We start from the raw sequence: 14,511 nt of genomic DNA on the forward strand, positions 1-14,511 counted from the left end.
ATTTCGCTAAACCACGCAGGCGTGCAATGCAATCGGGACGTTGGGTGAAAATCAGCGCGTATCGTCGCGGTTGGCCTGTGCAAATTGCCGCAATGCGATCGCATAAGTGATTGCCCAAACCACTGTAATCACCCCAAGAGCTCGTTCCCAGAGGCCATCCCACTCGGTTGGAAGGATGAAAAAGATCGGCGCGGCGATAGACCATAAGGCAAGGCAGCCCCAAGACACGGTGCTTAGAAATCCAGCAATGCGCCCGCCTTCCAGTGCCATCAACGCAAAGACAGCCGTGAACAGGATACCCAGCGCGTAAACGATATAGATGTGGATCACGATGCCTTCGTTGTCGCCATCGCCATATTCGTTCCGTGCGCCAATGATCACCACGCAAAGAGCCAGCAGCACAAGGGCGAAGGTCAGAAGGCTCCAACGGGTCACGCCGCTATGAACGTGAGAAGATGCAAGGCCGAGGGCAATCAGGGACACGGCAAAGCCATATAGAGAGACATCCTGAATGATCTCATATCGACCTGCGGCCAGATCGCTTACCGTATCAGCGACGAAATCGTGATTGGGCACAACGATCGATCCGACGATGTTTCCGCCAACCAGACCGATCGACCCGATGATCGTGAGCCATACCAAGGTGCGCATGAAGCCGGGGGCGAGGTACTGATGATTGGCCTGGGTCACGGGATTTCCTTTACTTGGGTTACAGATCAACCCCGCGACGCGCACTGATGTTCCAAATGAGGAGCGTGCGAAAAACCTGAATGGTCCAAATGCCAGCGGAAATTTCCCGGAAAGTTTCCCAGCTGCTTTCAATCAGACGCCCGGCGCGTCCCCCATTAGATAGCGGGGTCCCTGCCCTTTTTTGGCCGCCCGGTCCGTGGGATTATAAAGCGCACATGCCTCAAGACTGAGGCAACCGCAGCCGATGCAACCGTCAAGATTATCGCGCAGCTTGGTCAGGGTGTTTATCCGCTCGTCCAAAGCATCGCGAAAGCCTTCGCTGATCATCGCCCAATCCGCCTTGGTCGGAGTACGCCCCCCCGGCAAACGATCCAGCTCTGCCTTGATCTGCGGCAGCGTAAAGCCAAACTGCTGGGCAATCATCACAAAACTCAGCCGCCGCAGGTCCGCCCGTTCAAACCGCCGTTGCCCACCTGCGTTGCGCCAGGGTTTGATCAGCCCCTGCGCCTCGTAATAGCGGATTGCAGACACGGCAAGACCCGTGCGGTCCGCGAGCGCACCAATGGAAAGTCCGTCGTTCAGTGGCATCAGAAATCCCAAAAAATACCTTGACCTAAAGTTAGGTTTAGGAATTACACCGAAAAAGTAAGCACTGCAACAGAAAGGAAATGCCATGCCAGCGATACTCGAACACGTGAACTTCACTGTCTCTGATCCAAGGGCCACCGCCGCCTGGATGGAGAAGCTTTTTGGCTGGCATATTCGCTGGCAAGGCGATGCCATCGCGGGCGGACATACGATCCATGTTGGCAGCGATGACCATTATCTTGCGTTGTATACGCCCGGAAAGTCGATGGCGGCAGAAGGATCAAACTATACGACGGTGGGCGGATTGAACCACATCGCGGTCACGGTGGATGATTTGGACGCGACAGAAAAGGCAATCAAGGATCACGGCTTTGTCACGGGCAACCACGCCGATTATGAACCGGGGCGCCGGTTCTATTTCCACGATACGGACGGAATTGAATACGAAGTTGTGCAATACGACTGACGGCCAGCCTTTGCCGGGCTGTCCAAACCCCTCTTGCAATTCCACGCCACTTTGGGTCAGGTAACCGTCAGCCTGATATGAAAAACGGCTGCGCACAAACATGTTGCGTGCGCGGCCCAGATGACGTGGACTATTGCCCATGGAAAAGATTCCAATGACCCGTGCAGGGCATACCGCCCTCGAGACGGAACTAAAGCACCTCAAATCCGAGGAACGCCCCGCGATCATCAGGGCGATCGCCGAGGCGCGCGAGCATGGCGATCTGTCGGAAAACGCCGAATATCACTCCGCCAAGGAAAAGCAGTCGTTCATTGAGGGCCGTATCAAGGAACTTGAAGGGGCTATTTCGCTGGCTGAAGTGATTGATCCGGCAAAGCTTTCCGGGCCGATCAAGTTTGGTGCAAAAGTCACGCTGGTGGATGAAGACACTGATGAGGAAAAGACCTATCAGATCGTTGGCGAATACGAGGCCAAGATCGAAGACGGGCTTTTGAATGTCAAGTCGCCCATCGCGCGGGCATTGATCGGCAAGGAAGAAGGCGATTCCGTCGAAGTCCGCACACCGGGGGGCGACAAATCCTATGAGGTACTCAAGATCGTCTATGCCTGAGCGGGGAATTGGCCATGGCTGAGACATCGCAGCAACCCCAAGAGACCGAAGACGCCTCCGTGCAAGGTGCTGGCGCGGCCACCCGGCCAACCTCGCTTGGTATCTATGACCGGCCCAAGCCTGAAACGATCTCTAGTATTGAGATCGTCGCCCTTGTCCTGAGTGCCATCTGGCTTTTGGGAGCGGTCTTTTTCTTTCTGCTCCTGCGCGATGACAGCGCGGCAGGCGACAGCGCAGAGAGCCTTCGTTTCCTGATGACCATGCTGGCAATCTTCATGCCCGTGGCGATGATCTGGGTCGCGGCCACAGCCGCCAAGGCCAGCCGGGTGATGCGCGAAGAAAGCCAGCGGCTGCAGGCGGCGATTGATGCCATACGGCAAGCCTATCTCAGCCAGCAGCAGGGGCACCATCTGCGGACCGAGCCTTCGGTAACGCGAAAATTGGATGAGATTGCCGCCGCTGCGCGCAAAACAGAGACCGCGCTGGCGACCTTTCATTCACGCCGGGAAGAAGGTGCGCGGTCCGTCGTGGCGCCCACACAACAGCCAGTTGACGACCAGCCCACCCTTGCCCTTGGCACACAGGCCAGCGATTTGGCGCCGCAGCTGTCGAATGAAGATTTCATCCGGGCGCTGAATTTTCCTGAAACGGCAGAGGATGAGATTGGATTTGCCGCGTTGCGCCGGGCGCTCAGGGACCGTTCAACTTCGCAACTGGTGCAGGCCGCGCAGGACGTGCTGACGCTGATGAGTCAGGATGGCATTTATATGGATGACCTGCGCCCGGATCGGGCACGCCCCGAAATCTGGCGGCACTTTGCGCAAGGTGCGCGGGGGCGGCCGATTGCGCCCCTTGGGGGAATTCGGGACCGGTCTTCTCTGGCGCTGACCAACGCGCGGATGAAGCAGGACCCGATCTTCCGTGATGCGGCACATCATTTCCTGCGGCGCTTTGACAAAACCTTTGCGGAATTTGAAAAGAACGCAACAGACAGCGAGATTTCAGCACTGGCCGATACGCGCACAGCACGGGCGTTTATGTTGCTGGGGCGCTGTGCGGGAACCTTTGACTAAGAGCTTTGTTTCGAAACTCGATTCAGCACTCACCCTGTCGTGAGAAACTGCGCACGAACCGCTGTGCAGACCCGCCCAGATGGATCGCAACTAGACGCCAAAACTGCCGTAAGGGATAAAGCGCACCATATCGCCGGGTGAAATCTCGGCTGCGGGCTCTGGCAATTCAACCAGACCTTCTGCCCAGCTGAGCCCGCTGATCCGCCCTGAGCCTTCAGAGGCAAAAACTTCCGCCTTTCCATCGCGCATGCGTGCCCGCAGATACTCGCGGCGTCCGGCTTTCTTGCGCTTGGTAAAGGCGGCGGGCACGTCAAAACCCTGTGGCTCTGACCAGCCTGCACCGGCAAGCACACCCATCGCGGGGCGTGCGAAAACCAGTGTGCAAACCATGGCTGCGACCGGATTTCCGGGCAGGCCGAACACCGGCACCCCCCGCCAGAGGCCCAGTGCCAAGGGCCTTCCTGGCTTGATCGCGATGCGCCAGAGTGACATGGCCCCAGCCTCTTGCAACAAGGCCGACACATGATCCTCATCCCCGGCAGAGGCGCCCCCGCTGGTCAGGATCACGTCCACCTCAGCACTTGCCGCGTCGAACCGGTTGCGCAGCGCCTCCCGGTCATCGGGCGCACGGCCAAGGTCGATCGCCTCGTGTCCAAAGCGCCTGATCAGGCCCAAGAGCATCGGACGGTTGGCATCAAAAATCTGGCCATCATTTGCCGTCTGTCCCGGTTCAACCAGTTCGTCCCCCGTGGACAACACACCGACCTTCAGCGCTTTGCGCACCGTCACCTCGCTTACGCCCGTGGCGGCCAGCAACGCCAGATCGGCAGCGGTCAGCCTGCGTCCGGCAGTGACAATTACCTCGCTTGCACGCACGTCCTCGCCTGCTTTTCGGGTGTTTGCCCCCTGTTTTACGGGTCCTGAGAACCGAATGCTGTCGCCGTCGCGAACAACATCTTCTTGCAAGACAACTGTATCAACGCCGTCGGGAAGCGCTGCTCCGGTCAACACGCGGATGGCAAACCCGTCCGGCACGGCACCCGGCGCATCCCCCGCAGCAGCACGGCCCTCAATCAAAGGCAGGCTGTGCGCACCCGCAGCGCGCCCCCCTGAGAAACCATAACCATCCACGGCAGTATTGGGGAGCGGCGGGTTGTCCCGTTTGGCGACGATATCCGTTGCGGCGATATGATCCAGCGCATCACCAAGCGAAACGCTTGCTGTGGGTGTCACTGGGCCAAGACGGTCCCGGAGCATGGCAAGGGCCTCATCCACCGGGGTCCAGTGCACACCGGGCGGCAAGGCAAAACAGTCGTTGCGCAAGGGCGGCGCAGTGAGTTCCTCTTCGAAGCCCAGACCAAATATCCACCCCTCTTCAGAGGCTTGCACGTCAAGCATCCTTGCCAGCCGGTCCACCGGCAGCGCTGCGATCTGGCGCGCCACCTCGGCAACCTGCCAGGCGTCCTTGATCATCCCTTCGGGAGGGTCGCCGACCGTGAGCGAGGGCCAGATTTCAACCAGAGCGACATCCCGGTTCAGTTCATCAAAGGGCCATACGGCGGCGGCAAACTGGCGTCTGAGCCGCGCAAGTACGGGCAGACCGGTGAAGACCTGCCCCCCCACGGCCCCTGCCCCGCCCATCTGCCAGCAGGTGAATGCGCCCTTGGCCAAGGTCTCGCTTTGGCGTTTCTCGGAGAATGGGTTGACGTAGTCTTTCTTGTTCGGGGGCAACCCTTCAACCTGTTTGCCATGCGGCGTGAACCAAAATGGACCCCGTCCATGGCCGACGGCGCAGTTGATCTGCCCTGCCAATTCGAACCGGTTATTGTCCGTCGGAGTGTCAGCCAGACGCTCTTCGAACCAGTGCCAAAGGTCGATGGGGTTATCCGATCCCGTCAGCGCGCGGGCGAACCCGGCAGGATAGCCAAAGGGGAAGTCGAAGCCCGCCAGCACGCGCCGACCGGCGGCACGTTCCTGGCTCAAAAGGTTGGTCAGCCAGGTTTCGGCGACCTGTCGGTTGCGCAGATAAACGGGGTCTTCTGCAACGCCGCCGCGATTTACGCCGGCCCAGATTGCATCTTTTTTCGGGGCAGCACCCCGGTCATTGCCACCCGACCAATCGACCATGACGATTGTGTCGAAAGCCGTCACAGGCCGACCTCTGCGAGGATGAAATCCGCGACGGCGGTGGTGTCGTTCAAATCAAAGACCGGGCGGTCAAGATCCAGCGGCACGTCACTTGCCACGGCACGCACGGTGAGATCGTCAGGCGCGATCAGCGGATTACCGGTTTCGGCACGATGCGCTTCGACCTTGGGGTGGCTGTCTCTTTTGTATCCTTCGACCAGCACAAGATCGACGGGGCTCAGTCGCGCCAGCAGCGTCGTCAGGTCCGGTTCCTCCGCGCCGCGCAATTCCTGCATCAACGCGATACGATTGCGCGAGGCCAGCAGAACCTCGCTTGCCCCGGCGGCGCGGTGCCGGAAACTGTCCTTGCCGGGGTGATCCACATCGAATGTATGGTGGGCGTGCTTGACGGTCGAGACGGTGAAACCGCGCCCCGTGATTTCGGTCACCAGACGCTCCATCAATCCGGTCTTTCCCGCGTTCTTCCAGCCGACGATACCGTATAGCCTCATAGCATTGTCTCCGCGCGGGTCAGGTCCTGTGGTGTGTTGACGTTAAAAAACGCATCCTCATCGGGAAACAGGGCCTCGCGCCCGTCGTGCTTTTCGGTCCACAGAACCACCTTGCGCAACCCTCCCTTCAAGGCCGCGCGCAAATCATCGCGCAACGCCACCGGCCAGAGGCCAAATGTCGGGTGGCGCGCGGTGCCGCGCTTGGGGTCTGGGGTCGCCGCAAGGACCAGAGGGTGCGCCATGCCTTCACCTTTCAGCAGCAGTTGCGGGACCAGATCGCAAGGGAAAAACGGGGTGTCGGCAGCGGCTGTGACAAGGGTTTCCCCGCCTTGCGCGGCCACCCAGTCAAGCCCGGCGAGAACACCGGCAAGCGGCCCGGCAAAGCCTTCGATGCTGTCGGCAATAACGGGCATTTCAAACTGTGCAAACCGCGACGGATCCCCGTTGGCGTTCAGGGCCAGACCCGCAACTTGCGGGGCAAGCCGATCGATCACGCGCGACAAGAGCGTTTGCCCGCCAAGCGTCAGCATACCCTTGTCGCCCCCGCCCATGCGGGTGGCCAATCCGCCCGCAAGGATCACACCGTACGGCTGTTTCATGTCTTCGACCCCTTTCGGCCTGCCCGTCTGGGTTCCTCGGCGACTTGTGCCGGATCTGCGTCGCGGATCAGCCGTTCTTCACCGCTGAGGCAGACAAACCGCTGCCCCTTCATGCGACCGATCAAGGTCAATCCGACCTGTTGGGCAATCTCCACGCCCCAGGCGGTGAACCCGGAGCGGGAAGCCAGCACCGGGATGCCCATCATCGCGGTCTTGATCACCATTTCAGAGGTCAGGCGACCCGTGGTATAAAGGATCTTATCTTCCGAAGTTGCCTTTTCGGACAGCATCCAGCCAGCGATCTTGTCCACCGCGTTGTGCCGCCCGACGTCTTCCATGTAGACAAGCGGGCGGTCACCCTGACAAAGCACCGTGCCGTGAATCGCGCCCGCCTCGAGATAAAGCGATGGTGTGCGATTGATCTTGGCGGACAGCACGTAAAGCCAGGAGGTGCGTACGGGTGTATCGGCCAGAACGACGTCGCCAAGCCCTTCCATCATATCGCCAAACACGGTTCCCACGGCGCATCCACTGGTGCGGGTCTTGCGGCGCATCTTTTCTTCATAGTCGGTGCTACGTGCGGTGCGCACGACGACTGTCTCAAGCTCTTCGTCGTAATCGACGCGCGTGATCTCATCATCATCGCGCACCATGTGCTGGTTGCGCAGAAAGCCGAGCGCGAGATATTCGGGATAATCGCCAATGGTCATGGCTGTTACGATTTCCTGCTTGTTCAGGAAAATCGTCAAGGGGCGCTCTTCAACGACGCGGATGGTTGTTTCATCACCATTGTGGTCAACGCCCTGCACCGCACGCGTCAGCCGCGTCGCACTTGGCTCAGGTGCGATCAGGTAATCGCCGATATCAAGGTTCTGCGCCAATTGTATCCCTCTGCCGATGCCGTTACGAGTACATCGTAATCTAGGGATTTCCCATGGCCACCACCACACCGAAATCAGCCTATTTGCGGGGCGTTGTCGACGGATTGCCGTTCATTTTGGTGATCATTCCATTTGCCACCTTGTTCGGGCTGCTGGCAGTCGAGGCGGGACTCAATGTAATCGAAGCGCTCGTGTTCTCTTTGGTTGTCATTGCGGGGGCCGCGCAATTCACAGCGCTGCAACTGATGCAGGAGGATGCCCCGACAATCATCGTCCTTGCCTCGGCATTGGCGGTGAACCTGCGCATGGCGATGTATTCGGCGTCGCTGACACCCTACATCGGGTCAGCCCCGCTGTGGCAGCGGGCCTTGGCCGCCTATTTGACGGTGGACCAGTCCTATATGGTCTCCGTCGCGCAGTTTGAAAAAGAACCGCAGATGACGGTGCCGCAGCGGATCGCGTATTTCTTTGGTGCTGTCACGCCGGTCGTCCCGCTTTGGTACATCTTCACTGTGGTCGGTGCGATGTTGGGGTCGCGGGTCCCCGACAGCTGGGCGCTCGATTTCGCGCTGCCCATCACGTTTCTGGCGATGATCGCACCCATGTTTCGCACATTGGCCCATGTCGTTGCGGCCTTTGTCGCCGTGGTGGTGAGCCTTTTGGCCGTCGGCGTTCCGTTTTCCCTTGGCATCATCATCGCAGGCGTGGCGGGAATGGTGGCAGGTGCCCAGGCAGAGCTGTGGCTGGAACGGCGCAGGGAACTGAGCCAATGATCGACAGGACAACCCTATGGATCGTGATCATTGGACTGGGTTTGGGCAGCTTTTTCCTGCGTTTTGTCTTTACCGGCCTGGTTGGCAATCGCCCCATGCCCGCATGGCTGCTCAGGCATCTGCGCTACACAGCGGTTGCCGTGCTGCCAGCGCTTGTGGCCCCGCAAGTCCTTTGGCCCGCAGCGACAGGTGGCGAACCTGATCCGGCACGCCTTGCCGCGGCTGCAGCGGCCTTGTCAGTGGGGTTGATCACAAAGAACGTATTGGCGGCGATGCTGGCCGGGGGCGTCACGCTTTATGGAATGCTTTACTTATTCCTGTGACTGAACAGCGGCGCGCACGCCCGCGACGATATCGCCGTCATCGTTTTCGTAAAGCTTGGTGGTGATCACGTTGGGATGTTTCGCGATCTGATCCATCAGCTTGACCGGAAAGAACGTCCGCTGCGTATTTTCCAACCCCTCAATCTGGGCAAGGATCGAAGAGGTAGATTGCGCACAGAACCCACCGCCGACAGACCCGTTGGCCTGAACAAGACGCAGCGCCTGTTCAGCCTGCGCATTGGTCAGGGGGATTTCCTGCGCGACAACGTGGAATGTGGATCGGGCATGGGCCGATTTGTAGGCCTGCAGCCAACCCGGCGTGATCCCGTATAGCACATCACCGCGTTCAACCACGCGTTCATCTCGGAAAGATCCGGCAGGGTCAAAGATCACCCGCTGCGAGGCGTTCACCATCAGCGCGCTGTGCCCGCCCTCGCCCGTACGGTTGTTGATCATGGTAAAGAGCGTGATGCTTGGTGGATCAGACGCACGATAGGCCGCTGTTGTCACCGCTATGGGCGAACTGTCCGGGCTGTTATCAACCGAACAGGCCGCAACAAAGGTCAGAGCAGCAAACAGTGCCAGCAGTCTTTTCACAGGGGTCACCCCTTTTGTCACGACCGCCCTAAAGATCAGCGGATGAAGAGCGCCATCAGCACCAGCAGAACAAGAATCACTACAGTGGTCTTGGTGACGAAGGACATGAACCCTTCAAAGGTCTTTTCCTGGGTCTTGATGTCCATGCTGCCATGTTCGTGATCGGCCATTTTTTTGTCCCTCAAATGCGTCGTTTGCGGCTGATTATCTTATTTCCACATCGCTGTCACGCGGTCAAACCACTTGACGACCCTACCGGTCAGGATGTCGCGCCCTGCGCTTTCTCAAGGTCTTCAACCAGCCTGAATCCAATGCGATTTGGGGCCTTGCCGGGGGCCGCTTTGGGCAGCGCGCGAAAAATGACGCTGAGCTGGCTGACGTGTTGCACCAGTTGCGTGCGGGCACCGTCCGAATCTGATCCGTAAAAGGTCACGATATCGGGATCAAAATATCCCATGCCTTCGATCCGCAAAACGCCCGCGTTGCCGCCTGCAAAGCCCATGGCGACCTCATGCTCGTTATCAAGCTGCTCTTCGAAGTTCTTTAGGTAAAGAACCGTGCGCTCATACGCCCATTGGGCAGGGCTTTTCTGACTGACCGGTTTGTCAGTGACACACTTGGGGATCGCCTGCTGGACCACGTTTCGCTGATCAGGATCAGAATGGGCCTCATACATGCGCGGCAGAGCGTCAGCCTCGATCGCTTCGGCCGCCGTCTTGATCATGTCGTCCATGTCCGATCACCCCTTGCGCTGGTAAACCCACGCGCCGTCTGTCTCGCGCAGCGTGCGGCTGGCGTCGCCTGTTTGGTAAAGGTGGCTCAAATGCGCGACCGCTTCAACCAGAGCAAGCCCGTATTCTGCCTCGCCTATTGTTCTTTTGAAGAGCGGGGCAAAGCATTCCGAGGCTGCCTTGGGCGACTCGATATAGCCCAACAATCGCTTTAATGCGCCGTGGTGGTTGTCGATCAGCTGCTCCATCCGCTTGGGCAGACCTGTGAAGGGAAGCTTGTGACCACCCAGCACCAGATGATCCGCACGCGCCAGCGGGGCAAGGCGTTCGCAGGCCTCAAGCCATTCCCCGATGGGGTCGGCCATGGGCTCGGTCGGGTAAACACCGACGTTGGGGCTGATCGACGGGAGGATCTGATCGCCCGCGATCACCAGATTGTCATCCCTGCTCCAGAACGTCGCGTGTTCCGGGGCGTGGCCGTTACCGATGTGAATATCCCATGTACGGCCACCCATCTTGATCGTGTCGTCCTGCTTGATCCGGGTATAGCCCAGCGGCAGTGGAGACACGATGTCGGCGAAATTGAAGGGGCGGTCGGTGCTGCGCTTTTCAAGGATCGCGTTGTCCATCCCGGACTGACGGTAAAAGCTGAGCGTCTCGGCCGGGGCCACTTCCTGTTCGTCAAGCGTCAGCATACGCGCGGTCAGCCACGCGGTTCGGGTCGTTACCAGTTCGGCACCATGTTCGGTCTGAAACCAGCCTGCCAAGCCGACGTGATCGGGATGGTGGTGCGTGACCACGACACGGCTCACAGGCTTGCCACCCAAAGGACCGGCAATGGCTTCCCCCCAGATCGCCTTGGACTTCTTGGATGCAAATCCCGTGTCGATGATGGTCCAGCTATCGCCTTCGTCCAGCGCATAGATATTCACATGATCGAGCTTCATCGGCAGCGGCATCCGCAGCCACAGAACGCCATCGGCCACTTCGATGACCTCGCTGCCATGGGCAGGCGGCGTTTCCCACGGATAGCGCAGACCGGCTGGTGCTTGAGTATTCATCAGGCTGACAACTCGTCTAGGTCCATGGCGTAAAGGTCATCTTGACCGATCCGCACCGTTTCCAGTAGCGCCGCGTGCTCCGGCAGCAGCCGGTTCACGTAGAACCGCGCCAGCTTCTCACGCGGGCCACCCTGGTCAGCCATGGCGGCCTGCAGATGGAAATGTGCGCCCAGCACGCGGGCAAAGGAGTTCAGATAGGGAACCGCCCCCGCAAAGCGATCCGTGAGATCGTCCCGCGAGATAAGCCAGTCGGTCGTTTCCCGCAGCGTCTCGCTCGCTTGCCATACTGCCTCAGCCATCTCGGGCAGATCAGCACGGGCAGCCTCGGCGCCCTCTTCGATTTCGTCCAAGATGCGCGACGCCATTTCACCGCCGTCCATCATCTTGCGCGCGACAAGGTCCATTGCCTGAATGCCGTTGGTGCCCTCGTAGATCGCAGTGACCCGTACATCGCGCAGGAACTGTGCGGCACCCGTCTCCTCGACGAAACCCATACCACCATGCACCTGAATGCCGATATCAGCCACGCGGATACCAACCTCAGTGCCGAAAGCCTTGGCGATGGGGGTGAAAAAGGCTGCGCGAGCCGCCCAGCCAGCATCACCGGTTGCTTCCTCCATATCGATGGCCATTGCACAGCTAAGCGCGATCGCCCGCGCGGCAAAGACATCCGCCTTCATCGTCATCAGCATCCGCCGCACATCCGCATGGGCGGCGATGGTGAACCCGTGGATCGACTTGCCCTGCTTGCGCTCCAGCGCATAGGCCATCGCGTGCTGAAACGCGGCCTCGGCCACGCCGATGCCCTGTCCACCCACGCCAAGACGCGCGTTGTTCATCATCGTGAACATCGCGGCCATGCCTCCCTGCTCCGGGCCGATCAACCAGCCCCTGGCGTTTTCGTATTGCAGCACCGCAGTAGGCGAGCCGTGAATACCCATCTTGTGCTCAAGGCTCACAGTTGTCACGCCGTTGCGCGGGCCGACTGAACCGTCTTCGTTCGGCACGAATTTAGGAACAATGAACAGGCTGATGCCCTTCGTCCCCTCAGGCGCATCTGGCAGACGCGCCAGAACAAGGTGGCAGACGTTCTCCGCAAGGTCATGATCGCCCCAGGTGATGTAGATCTTCTGCCCTGAGATGTTGTAGGTGCCGTCGCCGTTCGCCTCCGCCTTGGTCTTCAGGGCGCCGACATCCGAACCGGCCTGCGGCTCAGTCAGGTTCATGGTGCCGGTCCATTCGCCCGAGATCAGCTTGGGCAGGTAAAGCGCCTTGATCTCGTCGCTGGCGTGGTGCTCCAGCGCCTCGATCTGGCCCTGACCCATCAGGGGCGCAAGCTGAAGCGACAGGCAGGCTCCCGACATCATCTCGTTCACCGCACTCGTCAGGATCATCGGCAGGCCCATGCCCCCGTATTCGGGGTCGGCCGACATCCCGATCCAACCACCTTCCGCGATGGCCTTCCACCCTTCGTCAAAACCGGGGGACGTGCGCACCACCCCATTCTCAAGCCGTGCCGGATGCAGGTCACCCGCCCGTTGCAGCGGTGCCAGAACTTCGTCACAGAGCTTGCCCGCCTCAGACAGGATGGCGTTCGTGACGTCGCTTGTGGCCTCTGCGAATTTCTCCGTCTTCCGAAGCGCTGGCGCGTCCAGAAGGTGGTCGAACATGAAGCTAAACTCATCAACAGCAGCACGGTAAGGCATGCGGGGTCTCCTGTGGAAAGGGGTCGGATGGCTTGGCAAGCCGGACATAGCCCTGCTAAGGGCAACTTGCGAAGTAGCATGAAACGACACGCTTGCCACCCGCAATCAAAACGCCGCGTCACGAGGGCAAAGAGCCGATGAAGACACGCAGACTTTCACCGAACACAGGTGGGATCGAGGAAGCGGCAGCGCTTTTGCGCCAAGGGTTGCTGGTATCGTTCCCCACTGAAACGGTTTACGGCCTTGGGGCAGATGCCTGCAACGGCACGGCAGTGGCGCAGGTTTTTGAAGCCAAAGGCAGACCCACTTTCAATCCGCTGATCGTTCACGTGGCGGATATCGCACAGGCGCGCAGCTATGTGCACTGGTCGGATGTGGCCGAGGTTCTGGCAAGCGCCTTTTGGCCTGGTCCGCTGACATTGGTCTTGCCGCTGAAGGACGGACACGGGCTGTCTGGTCTGGTCACCGCCGGTCTGGACACGGTAGCGATCCGGGTGCCAGCGCATCCAACAGCACATGCGCTGTTGCAGAACTTTGATGGACCGGTGGCAGCCCCCTCTGCAAATCCATCGGGGCGGATCAGCGCGACCACGGCCGATCACGTGCTGTCAGGGCTGGATGGCAAGATTGCGGCAGTGCTGGATGACGGCCCCTGCCCTGTCGGGTTGGAGAGCACCATCGTCGGACTTGTCGGGCCAGAGCCGGTATTGCTTCGTGCAGGCGGCTTGCCTGAGGAAGTGATTGAGCAAGCTTTGGGCCACCCCTTGGGTCAGGCGACCGGGTCAGAAATCACCGCGCCGGGTCAATTGACATCGCACTATGCGCCCGGCGCAACCGTTCGGCTGAACGCAAAAAATCGACGGCCCGGTGAAGTGATGTTGGGTTTTGGCGCGGTTGCTGGTGATCTGAACCTGTCGCCAACAGGTGACCTCACCGAAGCAGCGGCAAATCTGTTCGAATTCCTGCACCAGTTGGATGCACGGCAACTGCCCATCGCCGTGGCGCCCATACCAAACACCGGCTTGGGTCGTGCGATCAATGATCGGCTGAAACGCGCAGCGGCACCGCGATAGCCGTCATGCCCGTCCCGCAGAGGCCGACAGTACCAAGGGGTCAATCCCGAGCGAGCGCAGCGCGGCTTCCCATTTCTCGGCATCGGGCAGGTCAAAGACCAGTTCCTGCGTGGCGTCGGCTGTAAGCCAGCCATTCTGGGCAATCTCTCCGTCAAGCTGTCCCGGCCCCCAGCCTGCATAGCCGAGCGTCAAAAGTGCATGTGCCGGCCCACGGTCTTCTGCAATATCCTCTAACACATCCAGCGTCGCAGTCAGGGCGAAACCGCCCGGAATGACCAGCGTCTGCATGGCAGAGCGGTATTCGTCCGAATGCAGGACAAAGCCGCGCCCCGTCTCAACCGGACCGCCAAAGTGAACGGCAAGTTGGCGTTTAGCCGGACTGGCCTCTTCTGAGAGTTGGTCGAGTACGTTAGACAGGCTGACACCGGTGGCTGGCTTATTGATCACAAGCCCCATCGTGCCTTCTTCTGAATGGGAGGTCAGAAAGACAACCGTATGCGCAAAGCGTGGATCGCCCATGCCGGGCATCGCGATCAACAGTTTACCGGTCAGAGAAAGCGCCTCTTGGCTCATTGGGTCGCCCGTGTTTGGGAACATCTTTGCGCCAAGGATGCCTGTCCCAGCTGCACCATGCAAGGCCATTGGCATCGGTCTTTCGATCCGATGCGAAACATGGCTGATGCAAACGTGACTTGGCAGAG

General features: G+C 59.8%; 18 protein-coding genes. 6 read left to right on the forward strand and 12 right to left on the reverse strand.

Annotated features, from left to right (window positions below):
• Window positions 1-51 precede the first annotated feature (51 nt).
• The gene (locus tag GV827_RS09060; RefSeq protein ID WP_164353465.1) at window positions 52-690 is read right to left on the reverse strand and encodes a DUF998 domain-containing protein; all 639 of its coding nucleotides are present in this window, start codon (window positions 688-690) and stop codon (window positions 52-54) included.
• A gap of 132 nt (window positions 691-822) precedes the next feature.
• Window positions 823-1,278, reverse strand: coding sequence for a redox-sensitive transcriptional activator SoxR (gene soxR / locus GV827_RS09065; protein WP_164353466.1), 456 nt, complete (start codon window positions 1,276-1,278; stop codon window positions 823-825).
• Window positions 1,279-1,363: 85 nt separating this feature from the next.
• Here soxR and GV827_RS09070 point away from each other — a divergent pair, with 85 nt between their 5' ends.
• The 3 genes from GV827_RS09070 to GV827_RS09080 all read left to right on the forward strand — a co-directional run bounded on the left by GV827_RS09070 (window position 1,364) and on the right by GV827_RS09080 (window position 3,427).
• Window positions 1,364-1,744 (forward strand): VOC family protein, encoded by a 381-nt coding sequence (locus GV827_RS09070; protein WP_164353467.1) that lies wholly within the window; start codon window positions 1,364-1,366, stop codon window positions 1,742-1,744.
• A gap of 139 nt (window positions 1,745-1,883) precedes the next feature.
• Window positions 1,884-2,354 carry a transcription elongation factor GreA gene (gene greA, locus GV827_RS09075; RefSeq protein WP_164353468.1) on the forward strand — a complete coding sequence of 157 codons (471 nt, stop codon included), beginning with the start codon at window positions 1,884-1,886 and terminating at the stop codon, window positions 2,352-2,354.
• A gap of 14 nt (window positions 2,355-2,368) precedes the next feature.
• Window positions 2,369-3,427, forward strand: a complete 1,059-nt coding sequence (locus tag GV827_RS09080) for a hypothetical protein (protein WP_164353469.1) — start codon at window positions 2,369-2,371, stop codon at window positions 3,425-3,427.
• 90 nt (window positions 3,428-3,517) lie between these two features.
• Here GV827_RS09080 and GV827_RS09085 read toward each other — a convergent pair whose 3' ends face one another.
• The 4 genes from GV827_RS09085 to GV827_RS09100 are packed head-to-tail and all read right to left on the reverse strand — an operon-like array spanning window position 3,518 to window position 7,552.
• Entirely contained in the window at window positions 3,518-5,578 is a 2,061-nt protein-coding gene (locus GV827_RS09085) for a molybdopterin-binding protein (RefSeq protein WP_328823134.1), read from the reverse strand.
• Complete coding sequence (gene mobB, locus GV827_RS09090) at window positions 5,575-6,066, reverse strand: molybdopterin-guanine dinucleotide biosynthesis protein B (RefSeq protein ID WP_164353470.1); 492 nt, start codon at window positions 6,064-6,066, stop codon at window positions 5,575-5,577. The genes GV827_RS09085 and mobB overlap by 4 nt, the downstream gene beginning before the upstream one ends.
• Window positions 6,063-6,665 (reverse strand): molybdenum cofactor guanylyltransferase MobA, encoded by a 603-nt coding sequence (gene mobA, locus GV827_RS09095; RefSeq protein ID WP_164353471.1) that lies wholly within the window; start codon window positions 6,663-6,665, stop codon window positions 6,063-6,065. Before mobA ends, mobB begins: the two co-directional genes overlap by 4 nt.
• Window positions 6,662-7,552: a formate dehydrogenase accessory sulfurtransferase FdhD gene (locus GV827_RS09100; RefSeq protein ID WP_164353555.1), complete on the reverse strand. Its 891-nt coding sequence runs from the start codon at window positions 7,550-7,552 to the stop codon at window positions 6,662-6,664. The genes mobA and GV827_RS09100 overlap by 4 nt, the downstream gene beginning before the upstream one ends.
• A gap of 47 nt (window positions 7,553-7,599) precedes the next feature.
• Between GV827_RS09100 and GV827_RS09105 the strand changes: the two genes are divergently transcribed.
• Both GV827_RS09105 and GV827_RS09110 read left to right on the forward strand, forming a co-directional pair.
• Complete coding sequence (locus tag GV827_RS09105) at window positions 7,600-8,319, forward strand: AzlC family ABC transporter permease (RefSeq protein ID WP_164353472.1); 720 nt, start codon at window positions 7,600-7,602, stop codon at window positions 8,317-8,319.
• Entirely contained in the window at window positions 8,316-8,642 is a 327-nt protein-coding gene (locus tag GV827_RS09110) for an AzlD domain-containing protein (RefSeq protein WP_164353473.1), read from the forward strand. The genes GV827_RS09105 and GV827_RS09110 overlap by 4 nt, the downstream gene beginning before the upstream one ends.
• On the opposite strand, the gene GV827_RS09115 is transcribed toward GV827_RS09110, so the two are convergent.
• The 5 genes from GV827_RS09115 to GV827_RS09135 all read right to left on the reverse strand — a co-directional run bounded on the left by GV827_RS09115 (window position 8,631) and on the right by GV827_RS09135 (window position 12,737).
• The gene (locus GV827_RS09115; protein ID WP_328823135.1) at window positions 8,631-9,239 is read right to left on the reverse strand and encodes a hypothetical protein; all 609 of its coding nucleotides are present in this window, start codon (window positions 9,237-9,239) and stop codon (window positions 8,631-8,633) included. The two genes, GV827_RS09110 and GV827_RS09115, sit on opposite strands and share 12 nt — an antisense overlap.
• A gap of 35 nt (window positions 9,240-9,274) precedes the next feature.
• The gene (locus tag GV827_RS09120) at window positions 9,275-9,409 is read right to left on the reverse strand and encodes an aa3-type cytochrome c oxidase subunit IV (RefSeq protein ID WP_164353474.1); all 135 of its coding nucleotides are present in this window, start codon (window positions 9,407-9,409) and stop codon (window positions 9,275-9,277) included.
• Window positions 9,410-9,498: 89 nt separating this feature from the next.
• Entirely contained in the window at window positions 9,499-9,972 is a 474-nt protein-coding gene (locus GV827_RS09125; protein WP_164353475.1) for a DUF6173 family protein, read from the reverse strand.
• A gap of 6 nt (window positions 9,973-9,978) precedes the next feature.
• Window positions 9,979-11,031, reverse strand: a complete 1,053-nt coding sequence (locus GV827_RS09130) for an MBL fold metallo-hydrolase (RefSeq protein WP_164353476.1) — start codon at window positions 11,029-11,031, stop codon at window positions 9,979-9,981.
• Window positions 11,031-12,737, reverse strand: coding sequence for an acyl-CoA dehydrogenase (locus GV827_RS09135; protein WP_164353477.1), 1,707 nt, complete (start codon window positions 12,735-12,737; stop codon window positions 11,031-11,033). The genes GV827_RS09130 and GV827_RS09135 overlap by 1 nt, the downstream gene beginning before the upstream one ends.
• 137 nt (window positions 12,738-12,874) lie before the next feature.
• Here GV827_RS09135 and GV827_RS09140 point away from each other — a divergent pair, with 137 nt between their 5' ends.
• Window positions 12,875-13,810, forward strand: a complete 936-nt coding sequence (locus tag GV827_RS09140; RefSeq protein WP_164353478.1) for an L-threonylcarbamoyladenylate synthase — start codon at window positions 12,875-12,877, stop codon at window positions 13,808-13,810.
• Window positions 13,811-13,813: 3 nt separating this feature from the next.
• Here the strand turns inward: GV827_RS09140 and GV827_RS09145 are convergent, their stop codons facing one another.
• Window positions 13,814-14,383, reverse strand: coding sequence for a YqgE/AlgH family protein (locus GV827_RS09145; protein WP_164353479.1), 570 nt, complete (start codon window positions 14,381-14,383; stop codon window positions 13,814-13,816).
• Window positions 14,384-14,511: the final 128 nt, after the last annotated feature.

This window comes from Sulfitobacter sediminilitoris, assembly GCF_010667575.1.
Taxonomy (GTDB): Bacteria; Pseudomonadota; Alphaproteobacteria; order Rhodobacterales; family Rhodobacteraceae; genus Sulfitobacter; species Sulfitobacter sediminilitoris.